Origin of the sequence: Gimesia benthica (assembly GCF_009720525.1) — a bacterium.
In the GTDB taxonomy this organism is placed as follows: domain Bacteria; phylum Planctomycetota; class Planctomycetia; order Planctomycetales; family Planctomycetaceae; genus Gimesia; species Gimesia benthica.
Genome location: NZ_CP043930.1, coordinates 2,987,787 through 3,011,580, shown reverse-complemented (window position 1 = coordinate 3,011,580; position 23,794 = coordinate 2,987,787). Strand labels below are relative to the sequence as shown.

Sequence of the window (23,794 nt, the reverse complement as noted above, 5' to 3'; positions counted from 1 at the left end):
TGCCAGCGCTTCTTTCCAAAAAAACACTATTGTCGGGTGACAGAGCCTTAAAGAGGCTGTTATGATGAAAAAATTCAATTAGTTAATTTCCTTTAGTTTTGTCCCGCATAAAGAAATTCCCCATGCTGAATCGAGCCTCTCTGAAGTCTGTCTATACCTTGAGTGCCTTCGTGCTGTTTTGTGGACTGACCTTTTTCTCCCTCTCAGGTGAAGAGAAAGATCCGAATAAACAGCAGGCTGCCAGTCCTGAAGATCATCCGCTGATTCTGTTTATGATCGGGGAAGAGGGTTACAAGACAGCCGAGAGTCTGCCCGCATTCGCTAAAGCACACCTGCAGCCACTCGGATTTCGCACGCAGTTCATCTTTCCGGACAAGGACGATCCAAACTCCTTTTCCGACCTGAAAGCAATTAAAGAAGCCGACCTGTTGTTTTTGAGTGTCCGCCGCAAAACTCTGCCGGTCGCGCAGATGAAACTCATTCAGGATTACCTGAATGCCGGCAAGCCACTGGTCGCCGTCCGTACTTCGAGCCATGGGTTTGCGTTGAGTAAAGGAAAGCCAGCCGAGGGATATGTGGAATGGAAAGATTTTGACAAGGAAGTGCTGGGGGGCGAATACGCGGGCGACTTCGGCAATAAAACACCGACTGATGTCACCACCCAGTTGCGGGCCGAGCAGGACCCGATTATGGCGACCGTCCGCAATAAATACTTCCGCAGCGAAGGCTCCATGTATAAGAGCATCAACCTGAAAAGCTCAACCAAGACTCTGTTGCGGGGACTTTCTAACGTCGAGGGACAGCCGGTGCAGATGCCGGTCGCCTGGACGAACAACTACAAGAAGTCGCGAATTTTCTATACCTCTCTGGGACACCCCGGCGATTTTGAAATCAATACTTTTACGCACACGCTGGTCAATGCAATCTACTGGTGTTTGAAAAAAGAACCGCCACAGGTTGACGTGGCAGGCAAGATCAGCCGTGACCGTTTCAAGCAGGATCTGGCCGGAAACGAGCAGGTCGACAAGGTCATGAAATCGTTCAAAGGGCGTGGGGAAGTCGGTGATGAATCGGATCCCACCCCGCCCGCCGAAGCGGTGAAACTGTTTCAGGTTCAGCAGGACTTTGAAATGGAAACCATTGCCGCGGAACCCGAAGTGATGCAGCCGCTGTATATGAGCTTTGACCATCGGGGGCGGATGTGGGTTGTGCAATACCTGCAGTATCCATTCCCTGCGGGCTTGAAAGTCGTCAAGTACGATCAGTATCTGCGAGCAGTCTTCGATAAAGTCCCCCAGGCTCCGCCGAATCATGTGAAAGGGGCTGATAAAATTTCTGTGCTGGAGGATACGGATGGAGACGGGACCTTCGATAAAATCAAAGATGTGATTACCGGTCTGAATATTGTCTCCGCTGTCACGGTAGGCAAAGGGGGCATCTGGGTTTTGAATCCTCCTTATCTGCTCTTCTATCCCGATGCGGATGGCGATGATATTCCGGACGGCGATCCCGAAGTGCATCTCTCGGGTTTTGGTCTGGAAGATACCCACTCGGTAGCGAACAGCATCAAGTGGGGACCTGATGGCTGGTTGTACGGTGCCAACGGAAGTACTTCCACGGGAACAGTGAGTTCGGAAGTCACGAAGCGACTGCACTTCAAAGGCCAGATGATCTGGCGCTATCACCCCGAAACGAAAATCTTCGAAATCTTCGCAGAAGGCGGCGGGAATACCTTCAGCCTGGAAATCGATTCCAAGGGACGTGTCTTCTCGGGTACCAATAACGGGGGAACCCGCGGCATGCATTACGCTCAGGGAGGCTATGCCAAGAAGAACTGGGGCAAGCATGGTCCGCTGACGAACCCGTACGCCTTCGGCTATTACGAACATATGCGGCACAAAGGTTACCAGGAGCGTTTCAGCCAGACTTTTTCGATCTATGAAGGGGGGATCTTCCCGCCCAAATATAATGGGGCGGTCTTTGCAGCCAATTCACTGCATAACCGCGTGATGGCCAGCAACCTGATTCCGGATACATCAACGTATCGAACCGAAGACATGCCGCCGATTGTGCTCACACAGGATCGCTGGTTCCGACCGGTGGATATCAAGGTCGGCCCCGATGGCTGCATCTATCTGGCGGACTGGTATGACAGCCGTCTGACACACGTGGATCCTCGCGACAACTGGCACAAAACCAGTGGCCGCATCTATCGTCTCAAACCGAAAAACTTTGAACCAGTGAAACCTTTCGATCTGTCAAAGCAGACCAATGCCGAACTGATCGAAACCATGGGACACTCGAATAAGTGGTTCCGTCAGAAAGCCGTGCAGGTGATCGGCGAACGGGGTGACCAGTCCATGGTACCAGCCTTGTTGAAGATTGCGAAAAGCGACAACGACGACCGGGCTCTGGAAGCATTATGGGCCTTGAATCAACTCGGCGCGTTCGATGAAGAACTGGCCCTGGAACTACTGGGACACCGCGATCAACACGTGCGTCGCTGGACGATTCGTCTGCTCGGCGATCGACACCAGGCATCAAAACAGCTGACGAAATCCCTGGTGGAGCTGGCGCAGACCGAGCCTTATGCCGAGGTGCGGTCGCAGCTGGCATCGTCAGCCAAACGCTTCCCCGCGGAATCAGGACTGGCGATTACCGAAGTCCTGCTGCAGCGAGAAGAAGATCAGGAAGACCTGCATATTCCCCTGTTGCTCTGGTGGTCACTGGAGAGCAAAGCGACTACGGATCGGGAGGCCGTCCTGAAGCTGTTTTCCAAGCCCGAGTTCTGGCAGGTTAAGATGGTCCAGGATGTGATTCTGGAACGGATCATGCAGCGGTACGCGATGGCAGGCGGCGATGAGAATTATGCGATGTGTGCCAAACTGCTTAAGCTGGCTCCCTCCGATCAACACAAGGAAAAACTGATGGTGGGGATGCTGGAAGCCTTCCGCGGTCAGAAAATTACGAACCTGCCCGAAGACCTCAGTAAAGGTCTGGCGGAGTACCAGAAGAATCTGGGTGAAACCGATCTCGCGTTGGCGCTGCGTCTGGGTGATAAGGAAGCGACCAGTCGCGCCTTGAAAATCATCGCAGACAAAAATGCAGACCGGCCGACACGGCTGACCTACATCGAGATTCTGGGACAGCTGAAAACGAAAGCGGCTATCGGCCCGTTGACATCGATTCTGTCACTGACCGGCTCCGATACCCATTCACTCAAACGGGTGGCGTTGCAGGCGCTGATGAACTTTGAGAATCCGAGTATCGGCAAGAGCATTCTGGCCCGCTATCACAGTACGCTGCTGGACGAGCATGATGTACGGGGTACCGCGCAACGTGTGCTGGCCAGCCGTAAAGCATGGAGCAAACAGTTCCTGAATGAAGTGGATGCCTGGCGCATCAAGGCGAACACGATTCCGCTGGATGTGGTACAGCAGATGGCATTGCACGACGATCCCGACATCAAAGCCAGCATTAAGAAACACTGGGGTAAGGTTCGCGGCAGCACTCCAGCAGAAAAACAGGAAGAAATGCAGCGCGTGGCACGTCTGGTGAAAGCCGGTGGCGGGCAGTTCTCTTCAGGCAAAGTTCTGTTCAACAAGACGTGTGCTGTCTGCCATACCCTGTATGGTGAAGGGGGCAAAGCCGGTCCCAAGCTGACCGGCTACGAACGGGATAACCTGGACTTCATGCTGCTGGCGGTGGTCGATCCGAGTGCCGCGATCCGTGAGGAGTTTACAAACTTCCTGATTGTGACCGATGACGGACGCACCGTGACCGGTCTGATCGACGAGCAGACGACGAAGACGATTACCCTGCGTGACGTCAAAGGGCAGACAGTGCTGATCAACAAGGACGAGATCGAGATCCTGAAGGCCCTCGATCTCTCCCTGATGCCGGATGGTCTGACCAAAAACCTGAGCGATCAGGAAGTCAAAGACCTGTTTTCCTATATTATGAGCCGCACTCCCAACGGAGGAAAATAGGTCTCCCCGGGAAGCGGGCTGCTCCCCTCGGTCCGCTTCCTGTTTTCTTACGCTGCTCTCTAACTAGTTACCTCTTTGATCAGCCCGGGATTTCCGGAGTTGGGTTAAAAGTTCTACGATTGCCTTGTGGGTATGGTACGTCTGGCTGATGACCAGAGATTTCGAATGAGGCACCGCCGAAATCGTACCCGTGTAGTTCGGATGCGTACTGCCGGGATTGTGCTTTTTCCCTGAAGTATCACCCTGCAGCGGGCTGGCGACTTCTACGATGACGCTCCCCTGGATGTTGAAAAATCCGTTATCTTTCTCAGAGTTGGGAGTTCCCTTTTTGTTCTGAGCCGAATTGATTGCCTGAGATGATTTCCCAGTGCGTTCCCAGATGCCAAGGTTTGCTTTCTGAATGGCTGCAATCAGGGCCTGGTAATCATCATCCGTCTGACAGAGATCTCCCACAGGATATACGCGTGTTTTGAAGGTTGCGTCAGCTTTGGCTTGCGAAGTAATCAGGATCAAATCCCGATCGACTACGTAGGTCAGATTGAGGGGATCCAGAATCTGTTCCAATGCATTTTCAAAGGTGATGTTTTTGAGTCGAGTGTCGATGGGCTCTTCAGGCGTCAAACCAATTGCTCCCAGGTCCTGGGCCTGAATGACAACAGGAACATTGTGGAGTTCACTGAAATAGGTCATGACTTCATCCAAGGGAATCTCCGGGAAATTCGCTTCTGTCTCTGCCTGCAGTGCCGCCTCCAGATTTTCTTCGCGTGCCGTCAACGCGGGGTAAAACGATTGTTTCAGAGTCGTTTTTTTAGCGATGTTCTTATCTGCTGAACTGGTTATCAGCTTGGATGGTTTTTTATCTCCCAGAGCCAGGCTAATGGACCAGCCGGAAACGACCACGCTGCCGACGAGCATTGCCAGTGCGGCGCATCTGATCTTGCGTCGCTTATATACTGTCATCTTAGTCTCCTGTTTTTGAATGAATGTGGTTTGGTTGCCAAGCAGGGTCAAATGAAATCCATACGTTAATCTAATGGATCAATTCACATCGCGGGCTTCCCGGAGTTGGGTCAACAATTCAACGATTGCATTATGAGCGTGGTAAGTCTGGCAGATGACCAGGGCTTTGCTTTGCGGCACGATCGAGACGGTTCCACCATCGTCATCGTGGTACAGACTGGCTCCCAGTACTGCGTTCATGCCATTTTGATCGGAAACCTGGAAGAAACCGCCTCCAGCATCCCCAGCGCCGCCACCTATACCACCACCGCCTCCGAATCCACCTCCCGCCTGCTGACTGGGGGTGACTTCACTTTTAAGCGTCCGCCATCTGCCCACACTGGTGTTTTTGATGACCGATTCCAGCATCAGGTAATCGATGGGGGTCTGACATAAATCACCTACCGGGTAGACGCGTGTTTTCAGCATATCCTCAGCGTGAGATCGGCTAGTGATTATGACCACATCTCGGTCGGCGACGTACGAGAGATCGAGCGGATTTAAGATCAGATCCAAGGCTGTTTTGAGCGAGATATTCTCGACAGAGATGTTGACCGGCTCATCGGTTGTCAGCCCTTCCTCTTCCAGAACATTAGCAAAAATCACAAAGTTGATACCCGTAGAGTCCTGGTAAAACGTGATGACGTCGCTCAGAGCGGCATCGACGAATTCTGCGGCGACCGTTTCATTGAGCTTTTCCTGAAACTCTTTTTCAAACTTTGTGAGAGGGGGGAAAAAGATCTGTTTTGTCGGGGCCGTTTGTGCTGTTGCTGTCGCTAAATCGGAGGCAACCGCTGGCGGAGCTGGTTTTTTAGCCTGCCTGGCTTTAGTCTGCTGTTTGTCTTCAGCCTGGGCTGTAACTAATAATCCGCCTGCAAGGAGTCCCAGCAGCGTCCAGGTTATTCTGCGTTTTCCAGTTTGTAACACGCTTTACTCCAATTGATTTTCAGGGGTGAATGTCTGACTGAACTTCAATTCGTTTCCGGGACTGCTCTCATCTGAATCTGACGAACCTGCCGTAATTGCGTGAGCAGCTCCACGATTTTCTCATGGATTTCCTCTGTCTCATTAACTACCAGAGCCTGGCACTGGGGGACGGCCGTGATGGAAGAACTGAGCATTCCAGTTGGTGCAGCGAAAGGCGATGGTGCAGGAGTGCTCATGACCTGGGATTGGGCCGAGAGTCGTTGACGTCGGGCCCAGATGTTCGGCCGACAGGCAGTGCCGATCGCTTTTTCGATGGCCTCGTATTCTTCAGCAGAATGGCACAGAATGCCGACCGGGTAAATCCGCGTTATCAGATGGCGGTCGACTTCTGCCTGTGTGGTGATCTTGAGGACTTCCTGGTCAATTTCATAGGCCAGTCCCAGCGGCTCCAGAATGATTTTTAACGCCGATTTGAGAGATACCCCATGCAGGGAAACATTAACAGGCTCATCGGCAGTGATTCCGAGTTCTTTCAATGCTGATCCCGAGACATACATATTAATGCCATGCTGCTTCTGGATTTCATTAAGTGCCTGAGTGAGGGGGACATTGGGAAAGTTGGCTCTCGTGTTGGTATTGAGAGCATCCTGAATTTGCTGTACGCGGGGATTTAGTTCCGGATAGAACGGCTGTTTGACCTTAACGACCTGTTGTGGAACCGCTGCCTGCTTTTGCTTAACTGTGAATTTAACAGGCCAGTTAACCGTTTTTAAGGTTGGCTTTGCTGGCTTGTCTTCTGCCTGGGCAGTGATCGGTAGCGTCGTGCCAATGCACATCAGACAAATAGAAGTGGCAATGAATAACGCTCGCATAGCAGACTCCTTCAATGCGCAGGTGAAAACAGTTGACACTGACTGTGAGTGAGAAAGTACTTTGTCAGTTCAAGTGGTGAAATACCGTCGAGAACGTCTCCGTCTCAAAGCCTGATGTACTGGCCCGACAGAAACCGGTTTGCAATTAATGGGCTCAATCAAATACAGAAATGAAAAGGTATAAACTTGAGACCATAAGAGATGATATAAATGAATCCATGTATATTGCCTGATGGTAAACGGCTGAATTCTATCTGTCAACAAATTTCTGGAGTAAAGCAGCGAATGGACAACGCACCGGATCACAACTGTTTTTGAGTAAACCGTTTCAGGATGAATAAAAATCCGGGAATGGTCAGCAGCAGGCCAGTCAGTAGAAAACCCCAGCCCGCGCCCACCGGCCCGTAGGTTTTTCCCAGGTACCAGACCAGCCCTCCGGTGATGAGTTGCGAACCGGTATTGAGGAACAGGAAGGGTTCCTGCTTAAAGGGGCGGATATACGCCATCACACACTGGGCGATATGAATCGGAATCAGGGCGAGTGCCAGCAGGACCGTCGGATACAGGGGGAGAATCCGACGCTGTAATTTATGAACCAGATCCCAGAGGGGCTGCAGAATACTCCAGGACTCCGGAAGTTCCGTTCCCTGGAGCAGTTGCAGGATCCAGACAATCAGACAGAACAGCGTCCCTCCTACAATCAGGACCTGCGTGGAGACCTGGAACAGACGCCAGAACACCCGCTTGAATTCCTGGAGATTGTTTTGGGCTACCAGCGAACCAAACAGGGGTGCCCGACTCAGCATCCAGGAATAGGCGGCCATTTGCAGTGTCAGCAGGGCAGTCCAGGTCAGACCCAGCTGGCCGGCGACCTCCGGGCCCTGGTATTCAAACATCAGGGGAATCACAAATGAACTGGTGAAGTAGGTTGCCATCGCCTGGATTGCCAGCTTCCAGTGTAGAGGCCAGACCTCTTCCGACCAGCTGACGCCGGGGCCGGAGCGTGCCGGCAGCAGGGAAGCAAAAAAACGACGATAGCGCACGCCAATCAACCAGAGTTCCCAGAACAGGCGGACGGCACAGATGGCAACACTGGTCCAGAGTCCCGCGCCACTGGAGATCGCGATCCAGACAACCAGGGTGGCCGTGACACTCTGAAAGGCGCGATAGCGATTGGTTACCGAAACCTGATCACAGCCATCCAGCAGTGTCAGGCAGGGAGTGGCGACGAGTGTCAGCGCGGTGAGTCCGACAATGCAGTACCAGGGGCCCTGCCAGTAAACGCCATCTGCAGGTTGCGACTGAAAGAACCAGTAACCTGCGATGCCGATACCTCCGACAAAGAACAGTCCGGCGATGCTGTACCATTTAAGAACCAGGGCCGCCAGACTGCGCATCCGGGAGAGAGCTGCCTCTTCTCCGATCAGATATCCCCGCTCATCAATTTCCAGCTTCGACCATTCATGGCTCGTCAGATAAAGGGTTACGACCTGCATTCCCATTTCGACAAACGTCTGCAATGCGACCAGTGCACCAAAGGTATAATAATAGCCCTGCAATTCACTGGAGAAAAAAGCGACGATCAGCAACATCGTCACCGGGCCTGATACGAACTGCCAGCCCCGACTGACCAGCGCATAAAAGACGGCCCGGTTGACTTCCATGCGGTTCAGGAGTCGCCGAGGCCAGCTACGCTGATGTGGTTGAGGTTCCCGCTGTTCGCTCATGAAGTCTGGTCAATTCTGTTTGTTCAATCGTGACGTCTCAACCGGTCGTTTGATTCAGGTTATTATGCGCGTCATACAACGCTGCTTCAGATGTGAGCAGGTCTGTCGCATTTTCCGCGATCAACAAGAGACTGGCCAGACGTGGAGGCTGCCCCTCAATTCGATCGGGAGAAGTTGGTCGCACACTGACATCGCTCGGCAACTGTTGTGTCACACATCTTAACCAGTTTGAAAAGTCGATACCATACGACTCTTTCCAGGGGAAGTGCAGCCAGCTGGCAACCTGGTCTGCAGTCAGGAATCGCTGAAAACCGAGCGCGAGTCGCCCCATGGTATACCGTGCATTGAGATCCTGCAGCGGTCGTAATCGCGTGTTTCCCTCAGCATCGCGGTACTGCATCGCATCGATGCCCACTGGTCCTGTATAGCCAGTCTGCTGAACGGCGCAGGCGACCCGTTGTGCGACGTCAATCGCGGGTTGCCATTGTTGAAGTGTCGAATCATCGACGTTGATACGGCTGCCACGATACTGACCGCGCGTATCATTCAGCAGCACCGTCAGCCCGACGAGCTTCGGTTCACCCCTAGAGGGGATTTCCATTTGAATTCCAGCTTCACTCATCCGCTCGACCCACGGTTCCAGAAACAGGGGTTGTCCCTGTGTCAGTCGTTTTGCGGCCCAGCCTCGGATTGGTTCGCTGAGCTTCGAGCCGCGTCCGCACATGCGTTCCCGGGCCGACATGCTGAAGTTCGCTTTCAATACCCAGCTGGAGTCGTCTGAATCAGGGAAGGCTCGCAGCGCCTGTTCCAGAGATTCCAGGCTTTCGACGCGACAGCTGCCGGGCAGAGCTAGTCCCCAGTCCGTTTCCAGCTGGAATGAGAAAGAACGCGCGTTGACCGTACTCGCAGCAGACAGGACGCCCGTCTCAATGGAGAAGCCTTTCGCTTCTGCGAGCTTTGCCACTTCATTAGACCACCCCCAGGGAATGAACGTCAGGGAGCGGGCTGCTTCGACGGGGGGCCACTCAGACGTGAACTCAACAGGGGGGAATCCGGATGTCGCCAGTTGTTCTGTAAATTCCCGGGGAAGAGTCGCCGGTAAATAAATCTGATCTCTCGCCTCGGCCAGGCCCAGCCAGCAACAGGCCAGGCTCGATGTGAGCGAGGCTGCTGCGCCGGTCGAAGTGCCATACGTCTCCCCGGCGAGCTGATGTTCGAAATCAAAGTTACCGTAAAAAAAACGAGGCATGTGGTAGTCAATATGACGGGAGCGGAACGGAATATTCTCAACAGAAGTTGATCATCGGGATTGGGCAGACGAATCAAAAATCTGTTATACTATCTGCTTCCATCCGAAACTATCCTCACACCCAAATTCTCAGGAAAGTCAACCGATGTCCGTAAAGTCCCTGCCCCGTATGATCGTCCTCAGTCTCTGTTCTCTGATATTGATGGTGGTCCCTGTCTTCGCAGAAGATTCCACAAAACAGTCAAAGGAAGGGACACTCAAAGTCGCGACGTTTGCGATCGACATCACACCCCCCATCGGGCATCCGCTCTGTTACGGGCACATTGCACCGGCTAAAAAAGTAGTGGATCCGTTAAGTGCCCGCGGCATGATTCTGCTGGGCGGAGATCAACCGGTCGTCCTGCTGGCCCTGGACTGGGTGGGAGCGAACAACGGTGCCCAGGATGAATGGAAGAAAGCACTGGCGGCAGCGGTGGGGACATCGCCCGACCATTGTGCGGTTCACTGCCTGCATCAGCATGACGCACCCGGTGTCGATATCACGGCGAATCAACGGCTCAAAGAGAACGGCCTGGATGGGGTGATGTACCAGGATGAGTATTTGAAAGATGTGATGCAGCGTACGATCGAAGCGGCACAGCAGAGTCTGAAACAGGCCCGCCCCGTGACCCATGTCGGAACCGGAAAAGGGAAGGTGAAGCAGTTCGCTTCCAACCGTCGCATCCTGGGGCCGGATGGCAAAGTGAAAATCGTACGTTTCAGTTCATCCCGAAACCTGGCTGCCATCAAGGCACCGGAAGGTGTGATCGATCCTTATGTCCGTCTGCTCAGCCTGTGGGACGGGGATCAGCCTGTGGTCGTACTCAGTTACTACGCGACCCATCCACAAAGTTATTACGGACGTGGCGGCATCAGTTGTGACACGGTGGGCCTGGCGCGGGGACTGCATGAAAAACAGTTGCCCGGCGCACTGCAGATTCATTTTGATGGAGCAGGAGGCAACATCGGTGCTGGAAAATACAACAACGGTGATCCGGAGAATCGCCCTCTGCTCGCACAACGACTGGCAGACGGGATGCAAGCCGCCTGGAAGTCGACCGAAAAAACACCGGTAACAGCACAAGATGTCAGCTGGAGTGTGAAACCGGTACTGCTTCCGCTGCGGGATACCCTTGATGAGGACAAGCTCACTACGATTTTAAAAAATCCCCAGGGACGGATCACCGATCGTATCCGGGCTGCCCGCGATCTGGATTATCTGAAACGGACACAGGCTGGAGAGACGATCGACATCACCCGCCTGAAAATCGGACCAGCCCAGGTGGTCCAAATGCCGGGCGAACTGTTCGTGGAATATCAGCTCGCAGCGCAGAAAATGGCCCCCGAGGATTTCGTCTGCATGGCCGCTTATGGAGATCAGGGCCCCGGTTATATCGGCACGACGATCGCGTATGCCCAGGGAGGCTACGAAACCGGCCGCGTTTCACGTACGGCACCGGAAGTCGAGGATGTGCTGATGCAGACGTTACGGGAACTGGTTATGGGCAAGTAAAAGTAGCAGTGCTTCAGGAATCGTTTATTCCGTTTTAGATGGACGAGACCATTTGATTCGGGATGTGTAGACCCGATTGTTGCTGCCATATTTTTCGATGCCGATCGGCTGCATCCACTCGGCAACAACGACCCAGGTTTCAGAGGGGCTGATGTTGACGACGGCGAAGTTACCCATGCGGGCCCCTTTTTCTGGGACGATGATCCGTTCGGTACTCCGATTGACACGGAGTGTTGCGGGATCGACTTCTGCCATGAACAGGGGCGCCCGGTGCCGGAAGACATGATCGTTGTTCGCACCGCGACGGGTGTAGACCAGAAAGAGCCCGTCGCTGTGCGTGACCCAGTGCTGCTGCGTGTTGTAGTTGCCCAGTTCCTCGCCATCATCAAATTTCCAGACGACCGGCTCGGTATAGTTCAGGCCGTCATCACTGACGGAGACGTAGCCCTTATCATCATTGCGCATTGTCAGGTAATACTTCTGCTGGAATTTTGTGATAGACGGTTCATACAAGCCCCGCTTCACCGGCACCGTATGTGTGCTGCCATGCTTTTTGTAAGTCAGTTTCTCACCGTCAAAGTCACAGAGGACTACAGTGGTGCTGTACTGCTTTTCTTTTTTTGGCTTGAAGTAAACGGGAAGCAGGATCGTGCCATCCTGTAGATCCCAGCGCTGCGCAGAGCCGGCACCGCAGTCTTCGAAGCGGGATTCGTCAGGCATGCTCATCGTCGTCCAGTCAGACCAGGTGTGGTCCTGCTGATTGTACACCGAGTAGGCAACGCTCCGCTTGCGAACGTGCATGACTTTGTTGTTTTCGTAGCGGACCGAGTGTCCGGTCCCTAACAGTTTTTTGGTCTTCGCGTGCCAGCCTGGAGTGAAATCACAAATGGCGATCTCACGCGTGTCAGACAGCCGGCGACGGGCCAGGGTCTCGTGTTTGATGGGGCCAATCCAGTTTTTGCCATCGGTGGTCCGCATTTCATTCAGAGCATAGAACACATCCGAACCGGTCAAAAGCAGCTTCTGCATTGTGAGGACCACGGTTGCCGGAAAATCGCCCGACTGGGGAATCGCACCCGCGCGGGCCTGCACCCAGCAGGTCTTGCCGTCAAAGCCTTCCCGCACGGTTCTCAGGTCGACTTCATAGGTGAGTGGTGCTGAGTCGTCTGCGGTAAGTGAAGCCGGGCCGATGGTCAACAGGCCTAATACGAGACAGAGCAGGCTGCGTGTTTTCATGGAGAACCTCTGATTGGATGAGATCTGGTAAGTCCTTTAACGATACGCAGAATGCAAGGCTTCCTCAATAGCAGAGCGGTCAACCTGGGAGAGGAGTTGTTGAATTCTTCCAGCAGCAGACTTTACAATGATTCATAGTAGTCCTTTTTCCTTGCTCCTGTTTCTGGAGTTGAACTATGTGTATGCGCTCGCTGGCTGTCATTGTCTGTCTCTGGTCTACTTCATATCTGCAGGCTGCTGAACTGGAATGGATTCAGGTCAGCGCGGATGGAAAATCGTTCGTGACCGCAGAGTCTCAGCAACGCTTTGTTCCCTGGGGTTTCAATTACGATCACGATCGGAAAAGCCGCCTGCTGGAAGATTACTGGGATAAAGAGTGGCAGGAGATCGAAGCCGACTTTGCCGAGATGAAAGCGCTCGGGGCGAATGTAGTGCGGATTCACATTCAGTTCGGCAAGTTCATGTCGGTCCCCGATCAGCCACGCAAAGAGGCCCTCAAGAAACTGGGTGATCTTCTGGAACTTGCGGAGCAGACCGGGCTCTATCTCGATTTGACCGGCCTGGGCTGTTATCACAAACAGGACGTGCCCGCCTGGTACGATGCTCTGAGCGATCAAGGCCGCTGGGAAGCTCAGACGCATTTCTGGTCAGCTGTCGCGAAGCGGTGTGCGGGGAGTCCGGCCATTTTCTGCTACGATCTGATGAATGAACCGGTGGTGCACGGCGGAAAGAAAAAAGGGACCGACTGGCTGGGGCCCGGGTTTGCAGGCAAGCATTTCGTGCAGCGGATTACGCTCAGCCCGGATGAGCGGACGCGTCCTGAGATTGCGGCAGCCTGGATCAAAACGCTCTCTCAAGCGATTCGCGAACAGGATTCAAAGCACCTGATCACGGTCGGCATGGTTCCCTGGAGTCTGGAACGAAAAGGGCTGCAGTCTGGTTTTGTACCTGAGAAGGTGAGCGCACATCTGGATTTCATCTGTGTGCATCTCTATCCCGAGAAAGGTAAAGTGGACGAGGCGATAGAGACGCTCAAAGGCTTTGATATCGGCAAGCCACTGGTGATTGAAGAAACGTTTCCGCTGAAGAGTTCCCCCGAAGAATTTGAACAGTTTATGCTCGAGTCGCGGAAATATGCGGAGGGCTGGATCGGCTTTTATTGGGGGCAGAGCCTGCAGGAATACCAGCAAGGGACCACGATAAGTGATGCCATCATGGCCCGCTGGCTGGAGTTCTTCAAACAGAATGGTTCCCGATTCAAAGAGACGCCGTGATATCGCAAGAGTGCCGGTAATCTCTCACAGCTTCAGGGAGCTGGCTGCTTGAGGTATGGTTTCAGACTGGGGACTTTGGCTGGAATCTCTTCCACAACGAGCCGGGCGATCTCGCGGGCGCCTTTCCCTGAGAAATGAGTGCGGTCATCTTTGCTGGGGCTGAAGTATGCACTGCCTGCATCTCCCAACTGATTAAACAGGGTGACGCTTTTCTGGTGCAGGTCGATGACGGGTACATTTTTTTCATGGCCGACTTTGAGCATGGCTTCGGCGTAAGGACGGAGAATGGTTCTGATCTTTCCGTTTTCAAATACACGACGTGTCATGGGAGTAACCAGAACCGGCTGCATCCCAGCGGCGCGGGCTTCATCGATATATTTTTTGAGATAGTCCTGATAGGTCGATGCGGGATCAGTTTCCCGATCACCTTTGCCGGGACAGTCGTTGTGGCCGAACTGGATGAAGAGGTAATCCGCTTTTTCTTCGAGTGCATCTTTCCAGCGTCCTTCGCGGATGAAACTGCTGGAGCTGCGGCCGGAGAGGGCCCGGTTCAGAATGGTCACATCATCGTTGAAATATTCGCCGAAGACCTGTCCCCAGCCGGTGAGGTCTGGTTTGTCTTTGGGACGTTTATGATAATCCGAGACTGTTGAGTCGCCGATCAGCATGATGCGGAGGGCTGGCTCAGCGGCTTCAAGGCTGCTTCTCGTGAAGACCGGAATGTGGATGAGAAAACTCAGGAGCAGTACGACAGGGAATCTGGTGATTTTCATGATTTTGGTTTTCTAATCGTGTCGCTGTTTTCAGGTAAGAAGGTGCTGTTTTTACTGTTGAATCAGTTTAAAATGAGAAGACCAGTCTGAAAAGTATGTTGACAGGGGATAATTAGTAAATAAAATGGATATTAATGTCCGATATTGAGTCTGGATACCTGCCTCAAACCTCAAATCAGAGCTCGGATCATCTGACTCTGGTAACGTCCCGCCCGTTGAAAGAAGTGCTCCACCGATGAACGTGTTCCCGAAGTCGAAAATTCTGTCGCCTTTCAAACTCAGTTTGTGCTGGGTGATTGTCTGCCTGGCTGCCTTTGGTGTGGTGGGGACCGGATCTGCGTCGGCCCAGGTCAATTTCGAAGAGGCACCGATCAACTATAATCAGGCCTCTCCCGCTAATGCGATCTCTCGCTTTCAGAAAAAACTGGATGCAGGCGAAGCCAAACTGACATTTGATCGGAAAGAGGGCCGTGGCTATCTGCCTGCGGTACTGGATGCGTTGAAGATTCCGGTTTCTTCGCAGGTGCTGGTCTTTTCCAAGACCAGTCTGCAGGTCAAACGCATCGATCCGTTATCGCCACGTGCGTTGTATTACAATGACGATCTGTACCTCGGCTTCGTGCAGGGGGGATCCGTGCTGGAAGTTTCGGCCAGCGATCCAGAACTGGGAACCGTTTTTTACACGCTCTCACAGTTTGAAGCATCGCGTCCCCAATTTGTTCGGAAGACGTTTGAGTGCACGCAGTGCCATGCCGGTTCCATGACACAGGGAGTGCCGGGACATATCATGCGGTCGGTCTATCCGGGACCGGATGGAATGCCTGTGTTCCGTGAGGGAACTTATCGTAGCGACCACAGCAGTCCCTTCGAAGAACGCTGGGGGGGCTGGTACGTCTCAGGAACGCATGGAAAAATGCGTCACATGGGAAACCTGATCTTCCGACAGGGGGACAGTGCACGGAATCTGAATCGAGATCGTGGAGCAAACGCCGACGACCTGGAACGCTGGTTCAACACTGACCCCTATCTGACGCCTTACAGTGATATTGTGTCGTTGATGGTTCTGGAACATCAGGCCAAGATGCATAACCTGATCACCCGGGCGCAGTTTGAAGGGCGAATTACTGATCGGGACTCCCTGGTGATGAACCGCATGCTGGAACGGGAAGCAGCGTTTCAGAGTGACAGCACAAAGCGACGCTACGAGAGCTCCGCAAAACGGCTCGTGGACTACATGTTGTTTACAGACGAACTGCAACTGGAAGATCAGATTCAGGGGATCTCTGGTTTCCAGGCTGAGTTTTCCAAAGCAGGCCCGCGAGACAGCCAGGGTCGTTCGTTACGCGACTTTGATCTGAAGCGGCGATTGTTCAAGTATCCCTGCAGCTACCTGATCTACAGCGAGTCGTTCGAAAGCCTGCCTGAGCCGGTTCTGGAAGTGGTATATCGTCAGTTGTGGGAAGTGCTGACTGGTAAGAACCAGAGTAAGGAGTACGCGCATCTCAGTGTCGAGGACCGTCGGGCGATTCTGGAGATCCTGATCGAAACCCGGAGGGGTCTTCCCAAGTACTGGAAGCTGTAAATCGGTTCTGCGGCTGTCGATGTGAATCGAAAACGTAGCGGTTTTGTCTATGAAATCAGACATATACCCCTACATCTGCTTTGATATTGGTTGTTTCGGTGAATTCCCCCGCTTAGAATGACGGCAGTGCAAAGACTGGATTTACAGGGCGTTCTGTCTGCTGGATATTCAATTTCTATAACCAGTGCCTGACCGGTCTTTCCGTTCCGAATCTCAAAACAACCGCCGCGCTTAAAACTACGAGGAGCTTACGGGTATGTTACCCCGACGCGAAGTATTTCCCCACGTGATCGAAATCAATTATCAGGCCAGACAGCGTTTGGGGTGTTGTGTCTATCTGGTATTTAACGACCAGAATGAGTGGTTACTGATCGATATCGGCTACGAAGATACCGTTTCCGAAATCATCGAGATGATCCGGCAGATGGATTTTCCGCTGGCAAACTGCAAATATCTGATTGCCACCCACGCTGATGTCGACCACATCCAGGGGTTGAGTAAAGCGAAAGAACTTCTACCCAATGCCCAGGTTATCGCGCATCCCAGTGCAGCGAAACCACTGGAGGAAGGGGATCGGATCAGCACCTACGCCGAGATCAGCGCCCAGGGCATTTCAATCGATATGCCTGCGTGCAAAGTTGATTGGGAAGTCAAAGAAGGTGATGTGATTGACCTGGGGGGCGACGTCAAACTGGAAGTCTGGCACACCCCCGGACACACCGACGGACAGCTGGCCTTCCGTTTTGGCGATCTGCTGTTTTCCGGGGATAACATCTACCGGGATGGCTGCGTCGGTCATATAGACGCCCACCACGGTTCGGATATTCCTGATTTCATCGCGTCCCTGGAGCGGATCCGCGACTGCGACGCGAAATGGCTGCTCCCCAGCCACGGTCCTATTTTCCGCAATAAACGGGAACTCTTGCAATCAACCATTGACCGTTTGAACACATATCTGCATATGGCAGACTTCGGTACCTGTGCGGTCGACTGGCCTTTACAGGACGAGTGGGACGAAGAGCTGCTCAAAGGCTTTGACCCGGAAACTGCCGAATAACGTCTGATTTTCAGTGCTTTTGTATGAATCTGTGTTCATGTGGGACGCCCTGCGCGCTATGAATACAGGTGTCTGAAACGCACTCACGAGGCTGTATTTTCCACTTTTTAAGGTAGAAGCAGCTCCCAGAGGGCAAATTCCTGCTGCTATAATCGTCAAAACTGCTATCATGCGCAGGATCTTTACGATAATCACAGATGTTGCCTGTGCTGCGACAAGTTTAACCAGACGCGGCGACGAAAAATACCGATATGCGTTGACCGGAACAACGCAATTCAAATCGAGCAGCGGAAGCGGGCATTTCTATTTTTTATGCATTCGAGATTGATTCATTTAGCGAAACCGTGACAATTCATGAGATCTGGTTTGAGCATTTTCCTGTTTTTCAGTGAAGAAAGCTCAAGTTGGACTCAGTTGTTGAGATATTTTGGATCAAACCGTTTTCAATATGAATCTCGCAGTTCCCTGATTTTTGAACGCGAATTCATGTTATTGATAAAGCCTACTCGGCTAATGGATTAAGTAATGGCTTCGTTTTTTGAAAAACGCGATCCATGGGGACACAGTCTATCTTTGTGGGTTGTGGTTCTGATGATCTTCATCACTCCAGTGCTGTTTGGAGTGTTGCGGGAGATCCGCCAGGAAAACAACGTTGAGAACTGGCTCCCCCCTGATGATCCACAGTCAAAAGTTCTGCAGTGGCATCGCGACAGCTTCGGTATAGAAGATCGCGTGCTGGTCTCCTGGGATGGCAGTTCGCTGACGGACTTGCGCGCCGAGCGACTGAAGCATTCCTTGCTGGGGCAGAAAGATGCCAAAGGCGTTCGTCGAGGTGGTTCACCCTACATTCTGGACGTCGCAACTCCCCAGGATGCGATTCAGAAGATGGTGGATTACCACATCGACCCTGATGAAGCAGAGCGTCGCCTGAAGGGGGTTCTGATCGGGACGGGGATGCTTAAGGTACGTTTGAGCCCTGCCGGTAAAAAACGACGAGAACAGACGATTCAGGAACTGATCGCAACTACAAAACGCGAACTGGGCATCGATCTGACTGTCAAACCCGCTTTCACTCCCTGGGTGGAGATGGTTGATGAGACGGAAGAAGGCAGCGTTACTGATGCACCCGTGGAAGAGCCGGACGAAGATCAGGTCGACTTTAAGACGCTGGTCGAGGCGATCCCCGAACACGATTTTCAGTTAATCTGGCCGCGGATGCAGGCCCATTCTAAGCAGGCCGACCAGATCAAAGAAATCGCTCTGTCTTTAAGACGTCCCGAGATCCTGGTTGGGGCTTCAACTGCTGCGGACCAGGAAGCGAAAAGCGATCAGCCAGGTGAAGAACCCAAGCTCATTGAAGACTGTTTTTTCGCGATTGGTACTCCCATCGCAGTGGCGATTTCACTCTCTGACACAGGCGATGCCGACCATGCTTCGGCAGTTGCAGCCATTAAAACAGCTGCCGTTGCTGCAGGTATTCCGGAAGAAAACCTCCACATGGGGGGACGCCCGGTTGCGGGGGCTGCTCTGAACCGGATGGTAAAAGAGTCCTCCTGGAATACGGCGTATCCTCTGTGGCAGTTCCATAAACGCTCGGTGACGCTGTTCTCCGGACTGATCGGAATTGCCCTGGCATTCCTGATGCTGCGGAGTGTGCGACTGGCCTGCCTGGTGCTGCTGGTCGCCTATTACACGACGTTTGTCGCGGTTTCCATCATTCCCATGACGGGCGGCACGATGAATATGGTGCTGGTCGTTATGCCGACACTATTGACCGTACTAACGCTGTCTGGGTCGATTCACGTTGCGAATTACTGGAAGCACGCAGCCCATGTAGATATGAAAACCGCTGTCGTTAAAGCAGTGGAGATGGCACGGGCTCCCTGTATGATGGCAAGTCTGACAACAGCCATTGGTCTGGCTTCACTGCTGACCAGCCCGCTATCACCAGTTCGCGATTTTGGCCTCTACGCTTCGATCGGCTGTGTGGTTTCCCTGCTGATGGTGCTCTACGGTCTGCCTTCGTTACTCCAGTTATGGCCGGCTAAACCGCCGAAAGCTTCCGAGATCGATACCCGACACTGGCAGGCGTTCGGGCGGGGACTGTCACGGCACCAGTGGCTGGTTTCGTTCTCCTGCCTGGCGATTTTTGTTGCTGCCTGTTACGGGTTCAAATGGTTCCGGACCGAGACCAAAGTGATCCGGTATTTTCCCGACTCTTCCCGCGTGATTCAGGACTACCTGTTTCTGGAAGAGAACCTGTCGGGGATTACCCCCGTCGATACCGTGATCTGTTTCGATGAAAAAGCACAGGAAGATCTGAACTTTGAAGAACGTGTCGAACTGGTGCGAAACATCGAGCGGAAAATCGCCGAACATCCTGAGATCAGCGGTACGATCTCGCTGGCTGATTTTCGTCCCGTCTCTGAACCACTGCCCAAAGATGCAAGTACCTTCCAGAAACTGCGTCACGCAAAACGGGTGAACGAAACCGAACGCCGCGTTCGCGAGAGCCTGAAAAAGGAAAAATCAGGCGAAGTAAACCTGGAAGGGGATACCGTAAAATCATTCCTGAATATTGCCGACCATACTGCGGATCTGGAGCAGGAGACTGCTAACGGCGCACGAATGGTCGACATTCAGAAGGGCGACGAAATGTGGCGGATCACCGCACAGGTCGCCATTATGACCGATCTCAACTATGCAGATCTAACGAATGAATTGAACCAGGTAACGCAGTCTGTCTTACGTGATCATGCCGGGACGACGCATCTGGTGACCGGAACGATTCCCCTGTTTCTGCGAACCCAGCAGGCTGTATTGGAGAGCTTGATCAAAAGCTTTGGGCTGGCCTTTGCTGTCATCGCCGTGGTGATGATGGTACTGCTGCGGAGTCCGACAGCAGGTCTGATTACGATGTTACCGAACCTGATGCCCATCGGTGTGATCTTCGGGCTGTTGTCCTGGATGCACGTGGCTGTGGATATTGGAACGATGATTACCGCATCCGTCGCTCTGGGGATCGCTGTGGACGGCACTCTGCATCTACTGACCTGGTTCAAAATCGGAATCGAAGAAGGTAAAACCAAGAGTGAAGCGGTGGCTGCAGCGTTGGGGCATTGTGGCCCTGCGATGTGGCAGACCAGTGCCGTGGTGGCGATCAGCCTGGCGATGCTCTATCCGGCTGAATTGCTGCTGGTAAGTCGCTTCGGCATTCTCATGTGTGCTCTGATTACCGCAGCACTGCTGGCCGACATCATCTTCCTACCCGCACTGCTGGCTGGCCCCTTGGGAACGCTGATTGTGAACTCGCAGAAACGAGAGCAGAAAGCGACTGAGAAACATCCGCTGTTACAGGAAGGGAAAGAGTCAAAGCCTCATCTTTCACATGTGGTCAAGCGGGCTCAGTCTGAACAGTCTTTCGAGACGTAAGTGTCCTTTCGGAATGGCTTTGCGATGATCGCAGTGTCGTAGAGGCAGGGCCTCAAAGATCGCTTTTGGGGGCAGGGTTTACGCCGATGGTTCCTGCTTTTTCAGGAAGTAGATATCCATGCTCGACTTCTGCAGCAGGTCGTATTGCTGCCATTCCGGAGGTGCCTCGAACTCAGCATCGCGGGGCGTGCGGAGTAGCAGGCGACAGTCGGGGCTGGAAACGTTGTCACGGGCCAGTCGCTGCATTGATTCATACAGCCGGGAGCCGGGCTTGAGATCATCGATCATTTTGTAAGGGGGATCGAAGAAGATCAGGTCGAAGGGGACGAAGTCTGGCACATTTTTGGGACGGAACGACGAGAGCAGGGCGTTGGTCTTCCAGCAGAGGGAATCTGCTTCAACGCCGACGTGCGCCACATTCTGTTTCAGCAACTCATGAGCCTTCCAGTCCTGTTCGATGAACACGGCGCTGGTCGCGCCGCGACTGAGTGCTTCCAGTCCCAGAGATCCGGTTCCGGCGTAAATATCCGCCACTCGCTTGTCTTTGACTGAATCTCCGAGCCATTCGAAAAGGACTTCCTTGACGAAGTCGGTGATGGGACGGGTGGTCTGACCGGGGTTGGCCTGTAATTTACGTCGACGATATTTGCCAGCAATAATACGCACGGTAATGACATTTCAATAAATCGAGCGTGAATCTCGGGATTCACACGAAACACAACAAAATACGATGCCGCGATTGTATAACGGAGACGCGGCAAAGAGAAGGATCACTGCTTTTCCTGCTTCTGCCGGGCCACTTTTGCCCAGTGCTGCCGAATGATTTCGGCCGCTTCTTCGGCAATCGAGTGAAACTCCTTCTTTGCTTTCGGAACAGGTGCTTCCGGCTGAGGTAGCTGTGATGTGGAGATAATGGTGGTATCGCCAATCGATTCGCCAGGTTCCCCTTCCGGCGTTTCTTCAGAAAGCCAGGTGGAAATGTCATCATCGGACAGGGGAGCCGCCTGGTCGGGGTTGAGGTTAGCAGGCTTCGAAATGGCTTTCCGGGCGCCGGCCAGCTCAAGCAGCATTGGTCCGACGCGCAATTGATCGCCCGGCTGCAGCGGGGTCTCTGTCTGAATTACCCGGTCGTTGACATAGGTGCCATTACGACTCTTCAGATCAACGACGTAGAGTGTGCCTTCCCGGGTCGAAAACTGACAATGCTTTCGGCTGACATCTGGATCGGGGATGCGAATTTCACATTCGGGGTCGCGTCCTAGTGTGACCTCTCTTGCGGGGAGTTTGAGCGTTTTTCCCTGGTATTTACCTGTTTTTATAATGAATTTGGGCATGTCTGGCGGGCCTTACATCAGGAAGATGTGATTCGTGCTGTGAACAATGATGGTCGATTTCAACAGACTTAAAAGTGGCAGGCTGGTTTGAATAACTTCGTATTGTACTGGTTTGTACGGCACAGAAATGAAGGGACTGAATCAGGTCATGTTTTCCTCGTTGCTTTGTTTTTCAGAAGTGGATCAATCATGTAGCGGGACAATTAAAGCGTCGTTACAGGCGGGACAGGTCATCGTGCGGCCCCGGTGTTTACTGCGGACTTTCAGTTTCTTGCCGCAGCCGCAGGAAAACTGTATGCGTTCTTCCTGCTGTTCTCGATGATCGGTGAGGTGTCCTTCTTCCCAGGCATCGTCTGCGATCTCCCGGATCAGTTCCAGGAGTTCGTCGGGATCAAAGGGTTTGAGCAGATACCCGTTAGCACCCACGCGTGCAGCCAGTTTACGGGACTCTGGTAAATCGATGGCTGTCAGAATCAGAATCGGGACGTCACCTTCCCGTTGCTTCATATGCTCGCAGATTTCAAACCCGCTCTCCTGGGGCATGATCAGATCCAGGATGACAAAATCAGGTTTGTGCATTGAGAAAGATGAATGAGCCTGGCCGCCATCTTTAGCCAGGGTGACATGATAGTGATGTTCTTCCAGTAGAGTTTTGATGAAGAACGCCGTATCCGGATCGTCTTCAACGACCAGGATATGATTGACAATCGAAGAGGTCATGTCCAAGCGCGGTTCGTGTGTTGCCATAGTAGTGGAGACTCCTTAATTCAGTGTCCCCGATTCCGTCGGGCCTGCTTTGTGAATGGAACTATACGGCGGTAATTTTTTTCGCGATAACGATCCTGTTAAAAAGTGGTGTGTGAATTCACTCTCATTCGTCAATAGTAGTGTGGGTTGAATCTGGATCTTCTGGTGAGAAATACCAAGAATTTATTATCTCACAGCGTCTGAAAAATGACACAGGAAAAGTTTTTTTTTCGGCGGAAATAACAAAAACTCCTGAAAAACAGGGGCAAACACATTGACTTTTGGATTTACAAATACTTTACTTACCCTTGGTTCTAGGGGAAAACAACGTTTTTTGCCTGGCCACAACACGGATATGACAACACACTATGACGAGGTGGTAGTCCACTTCTTTCATTTTCATTTACCAGTATCAGGAGTTCACAATGGCAGCAAAGGCTACGAAAGATAAGCCACTTACCAAAACAGAGATCCTCAATGCACTAGCTGAAGGTTCTGGACTCACTAAGAAAGAAGTTACCGCTGTTCTTGATGAATTAAGCTCACTGATTGCCAAGAACCTTGGCAAACGTGGCCCTGGTGTCTTCAACGTACCTGGTCTGCTGAAGATTCAGGTTCAGCGTAAACCGGCTACCAAAGCCACCACCCGTCCCAATCCATTCAAGCCTGGCGAAATGATGCAGGTTGCTGCAAAGCCTGCTCGCAACGTCGTCAAGGTTCGACCTCTCAAAGCACTCAAAGAGATGGTCTAGTCTCCTGCGTCTGATTGCAGGATGAATGAATTCATTCCGATGCAGCTTCTCTTCGTAGAAGCTGCATCAAGTTTGAATTCGGGTAGTAGTTTCCTCTACTCTCTTTGAACTGAACCGACTGTCGTTGCTCTGGAATACCTCATCAGGTTTTCGCGAGAAAAAGCCCGATTCAGGTCAAAAACTCAAAAAAAGCAAAATTTCTTCGAAATTAAAGCGTTTTTTGTAAAGTCTTTCCGATTACCGTCGGAAGGGGAAACTCTTGCTGTAAGTGTATTTTATAGTACATGTTGCG

Annotated in this window: 17 protein-coding genes; 7 read left to right on the top strand and 10 right to left on the bottom strand. The window is 52.6% G+C overall.

Features of this window, described 5'->3' with window-relative positions; genetic code table 11:
• Window positions 1–122 precede the first annotated feature (122 nt).
• Window positions 123–3,989: a PVC-type heme-binding CxxCH protein gene (locus tag F1728_RS11375; protein ID WP_155364204.1), complete on the top strand. Its 3,867-nt coding sequence runs from the start codon at window positions 123–125 to the stop codon at window positions 3,987–3,989.
• Between the two features lie 63 nt (window positions 3,990–4,052).
• Here F1728_RS11375 and F1728_RS11370 read toward each other — a convergent pair whose 3' ends face one another.
• From F1728_RS11370 to F1728_RS11350, 5 genes are all read right to left on the bottom strand, one after another.
• Window positions 4,053–4,949: an STN domain-containing protein gene (locus F1728_RS11370; RefSeq protein WP_155364203.1), complete on the bottom strand. Its 897-nt coding sequence runs from the start codon at window positions 4,947–4,949 to the stop codon at window positions 4,053–4,055.
• A gap of 78 nt (window positions 4,950–5,027) precedes the next feature.
• On the bottom strand, window positions 5,028–5,915 hold the full coding sequence (locus F1728_RS11365; protein ID WP_155364202.1) for a hypothetical protein: 888 nt from the start codon (window positions 5,913–5,915) through the stop codon (window positions 5,028–5,030).
• A 44-nt stretch (window positions 5,916–5,959) separates the two neighbouring features.
• Window positions 5,960–6,787, bottom strand: a complete 828-nt coding sequence (locus F1728_RS11360; protein ID WP_155364201.1) for a hypothetical protein — start codon at window positions 6,785–6,787, stop codon at window positions 5,960–5,962.
• A 302-nt stretch (window positions 6,788–7,089) separates the two neighbouring features.
• Window positions 7,090–8,514: a polysaccharide biosynthesis protein gene (locus F1728_RS11355; RefSeq protein WP_155364200.1), complete on the bottom strand. Its 1,425-nt coding sequence runs from the start codon at window positions 8,512–8,514 to the stop codon at window positions 7,090–7,092.
• Between the two features lie 37 nt (window positions 8,515–8,551).
• Entirely contained in the window at window positions 8,552–9,763 is a 1,212-nt protein-coding gene (locus tag F1728_RS11350; protein WP_155364199.1) for a hypothetical protein, read from the bottom strand.
• A 145-nt stretch (window positions 9,764–9,908) separates the two neighbouring features.
• Between F1728_RS11350 and F1728_RS11345 the strand changes: the two genes are divergently transcribed.
• The gene (locus F1728_RS11345; RefSeq protein ID WP_155364198.1) at window positions 9,909–11,315 is read left to right on the top strand and encodes a hypothetical protein; all 1,407 of its coding nucleotides are present in this window, start codon (window positions 9,909–9,911) and stop codon (window positions 11,313–11,315) included.
• Between the two features lie 24 nt (window positions 11,316–11,339).
• Here the strand turns inward: F1728_RS11345 and F1728_RS11340 are convergent, their stop codons facing one another.
• Window positions 11,340–12,551, bottom strand: coding sequence for a sialidase family protein (locus tag F1728_RS11340; RefSeq protein WP_155364197.1), 1,212 nt, complete (start codon window positions 12,549–12,551; stop codon window positions 11,340–11,342).
• Window positions 12,552–12,727: 176 nt separating this feature from the next.
• Between F1728_RS11340 and F1728_RS11335 the strand changes: the two genes are divergently transcribed.
• Window positions 12,728–13,825: a cellulase family glycosylhydrolase gene (locus F1728_RS11335; protein ID WP_228030671.1), complete on the top strand. Its 1,098-nt coding sequence runs from the start codon at window positions 12,728–12,730 to the stop codon at window positions 13,823–13,825.
• A gap of 32 nt (window positions 13,826–13,857) precedes the next feature.
• Here the strand turns inward: F1728_RS11335 and F1728_RS11330 are convergent, their stop codons facing one another.
• Window positions 13,858–14,598, bottom strand: coding sequence for a rhamnogalacturonan acetylesterase (locus tag F1728_RS11330; protein ID WP_155364196.1), 741 nt, complete (start codon window positions 14,596–14,598; stop codon window positions 13,858–13,860).
• Window positions 14,599–14,833: 235 nt separating this feature from the next.
• On the opposite strand from F1728_RS11330, the gene F1728_RS11325 reads away from it, so the two are divergent.
• From F1728_RS11325 to F1728_RS11315, 3 genes are all read left to right on the top strand, one after another.
• Entirely contained in the window at window positions 14,834–16,180 is a 1,347-nt protein-coding gene (locus F1728_RS11325; RefSeq protein WP_228030669.1) for a hypothetical protein, read from the top strand.
• Between the two features lie 256 nt (window positions 16,181–16,436).
• The gene (locus F1728_RS11320) at window positions 16,437–17,237 is read left to right on the top strand and encodes an MBL fold metallo-hydrolase (RefSeq protein ID WP_155364195.1); all 801 of its coding nucleotides are present in this window, start codon (window positions 16,437–16,439) and stop codon (window positions 17,235–17,237) included.
• A 525-nt stretch (window positions 17,238–17,762) separates the two neighbouring features.
• Window positions 17,763–20,669: an efflux RND transporter permease subunit gene (locus F1728_RS11315; RefSeq protein ID WP_155364194.1), complete on the top strand. Its 2,907-nt coding sequence runs from the start codon at window positions 17,763–17,765 to the stop codon at window positions 20,667–20,669.
• A gap of 78 nt (window positions 20,670–20,747) precedes the next feature.
• On the opposite strand, the gene rsmD is transcribed toward F1728_RS11315, so the two are convergent.
• From rsmD to F1728_RS11300, 3 genes are all read right to left on the bottom strand, one after another.
• The gene (gene rsmD / locus F1728_RS11310; RefSeq protein ID WP_155364193.1) at window positions 20,748–21,335 is read right to left on the bottom strand and encodes a 16S rRNA (guanine(966)-N(2))-methyltransferase RsmD; all 588 of its coding nucleotides are present in this window, start codon (window positions 21,333–21,335) and stop codon (window positions 20,748–20,750) included.
• 104 nt (window positions 21,336–21,439) lie between these two features.
• The gene (locus F1728_RS11305) at window positions 21,440–22,003 is read right to left on the bottom strand and encodes an FHA domain-containing protein (protein WP_155364192.1); all 564 of its coding nucleotides are present in this window, start codon (window positions 22,001–22,003) and stop codon (window positions 21,440–21,442) included.
• A gap of 183 nt (window positions 22,004–22,186) precedes the next feature.
• Window positions 22,187–22,750, bottom strand: a complete 564-nt coding sequence (locus tag F1728_RS11300) for a response regulator transcription factor (protein ID WP_155364191.1) — start codon at window positions 22,748–22,750, stop codon at window positions 22,187–22,189.
• A 425-nt stretch (window positions 22,751–23,175) separates the two neighbouring features.
• Between F1728_RS11300 and F1728_RS11295 the strand changes: the two genes are divergently transcribed.
• The gene (locus F1728_RS11295) at window positions 23,176–23,502 is read left to right on the top strand and encodes an HU family DNA-binding protein (RefSeq protein WP_145103980.1); all 327 of its coding nucleotides are present in this window, start codon (window positions 23,176–23,178) and stop codon (window positions 23,500–23,502) included.
• Window positions 23,503–23,794 lie beyond the last annotated feature (292 nt).

Excerpts from the sequence above, each read along its gene's own strand:
- F1728_RS11360 (WP_155364201.1), bottom strand. The coding sequence starts at position 6,787 with ATGCGAGCGTTATTCATTGCCACTTCTATTTGTCTGATGTGCATTGGC.
- F1728_RS11320 (WP_155364195.1), top strand. The coding sequence starts at position 16,437 with ATGTTACCCCGACGCGAAGTATTTCCCCACGTGATCGAAATCAATTAT.
- F1728_RS11325 (WP_228030669.1), top strand. The coding sequence starts at position 14,834 with ATGAACGTGTTCCCGAAGTCGAAAATTCTGTCGCCTTTCAAACTCAGT.
- F1728_RS11340 (WP_155364197.1), bottom strand. The coding sequence starts at position 12,551 with ATGAAAACACGCAGCCTGCTCTGTCTCGTATTAGGCCTGTTGACCATC.
- F1728_RS11305 (WP_155364192.1), bottom strand. The coding sequence starts at position 22,003 with ATGCCCAAATTCATTATAAAAACAGGTAAATACCAGGGAAAAACGCTC.
- F1728_RS11355 (WP_155364200.1), bottom strand. The coding sequence starts at position 8,514 with ATGAGCGAACAGCGGGAACCTCAACCACATCAGCGTAGCTGGCCTCGG.
- F1728_RS11370 (WP_155364203.1), bottom strand. The coding sequence starts at position 4,949 with ATGACAGTATATAAGCGACGCAAGATCAGATGCGCCGCACTGGCAATG.
- F1728_RS11315 (WP_155364194.1), top strand. The coding sequence starts at position 17,763 with ATGGCTTCGTTTTTTGAAAAACGCGATCCATGGGGACACAGTCTATCT.
- F1728_RS11350 (WP_155364199.1), bottom strand. The coding sequence starts at position 9,763 with ATGCCTCGTTTTTTTTACGGTAACTTTGATTTCGAACATCAGCTCGCC.
- F1728_RS11330 (WP_155364196.1), bottom strand. The coding sequence starts at position 14,598 with ATGAAAATCACCAGATTCCCTGTCGTACTGCTCCTGAGTTTTCTCATC.
- F1728_RS11295 (WP_145103980.1), top strand. The coding sequence starts at position 23,176 with ATGGCAGCAAAGGCTACGAAAGATAAGCCACTTACCAAAACAGAGATC.
- F1728_RS11335 (WP_228030671.1), top strand. The coding sequence starts at position 12,728 with ATGTGTATGCGCTCGCTGGCTGTCATTGTCTGTCTCTGGTCTACTTCA.
- F1728_RS11375 (WP_155364204.1), top strand. The coding sequence starts at position 123 with ATGCTGAATCGAGCCTCTCTGAAGTCTGTCTATACCTTGAGTGCCTTC.
- F1728_RS11300 (WP_155364191.1), bottom strand. The coding sequence starts at position 22,750 with ATGGCAACACACGAACCGCGCTTGGACATGACCTCTTCGATTGTCAAT.
- F1728_RS11345 (WP_155364198.1), top strand. The coding sequence starts at position 9,909 with ATGTCCGTAAAGTCCCTGCCCCGTATGATCGTCCTCAGTCTCTGTTCT.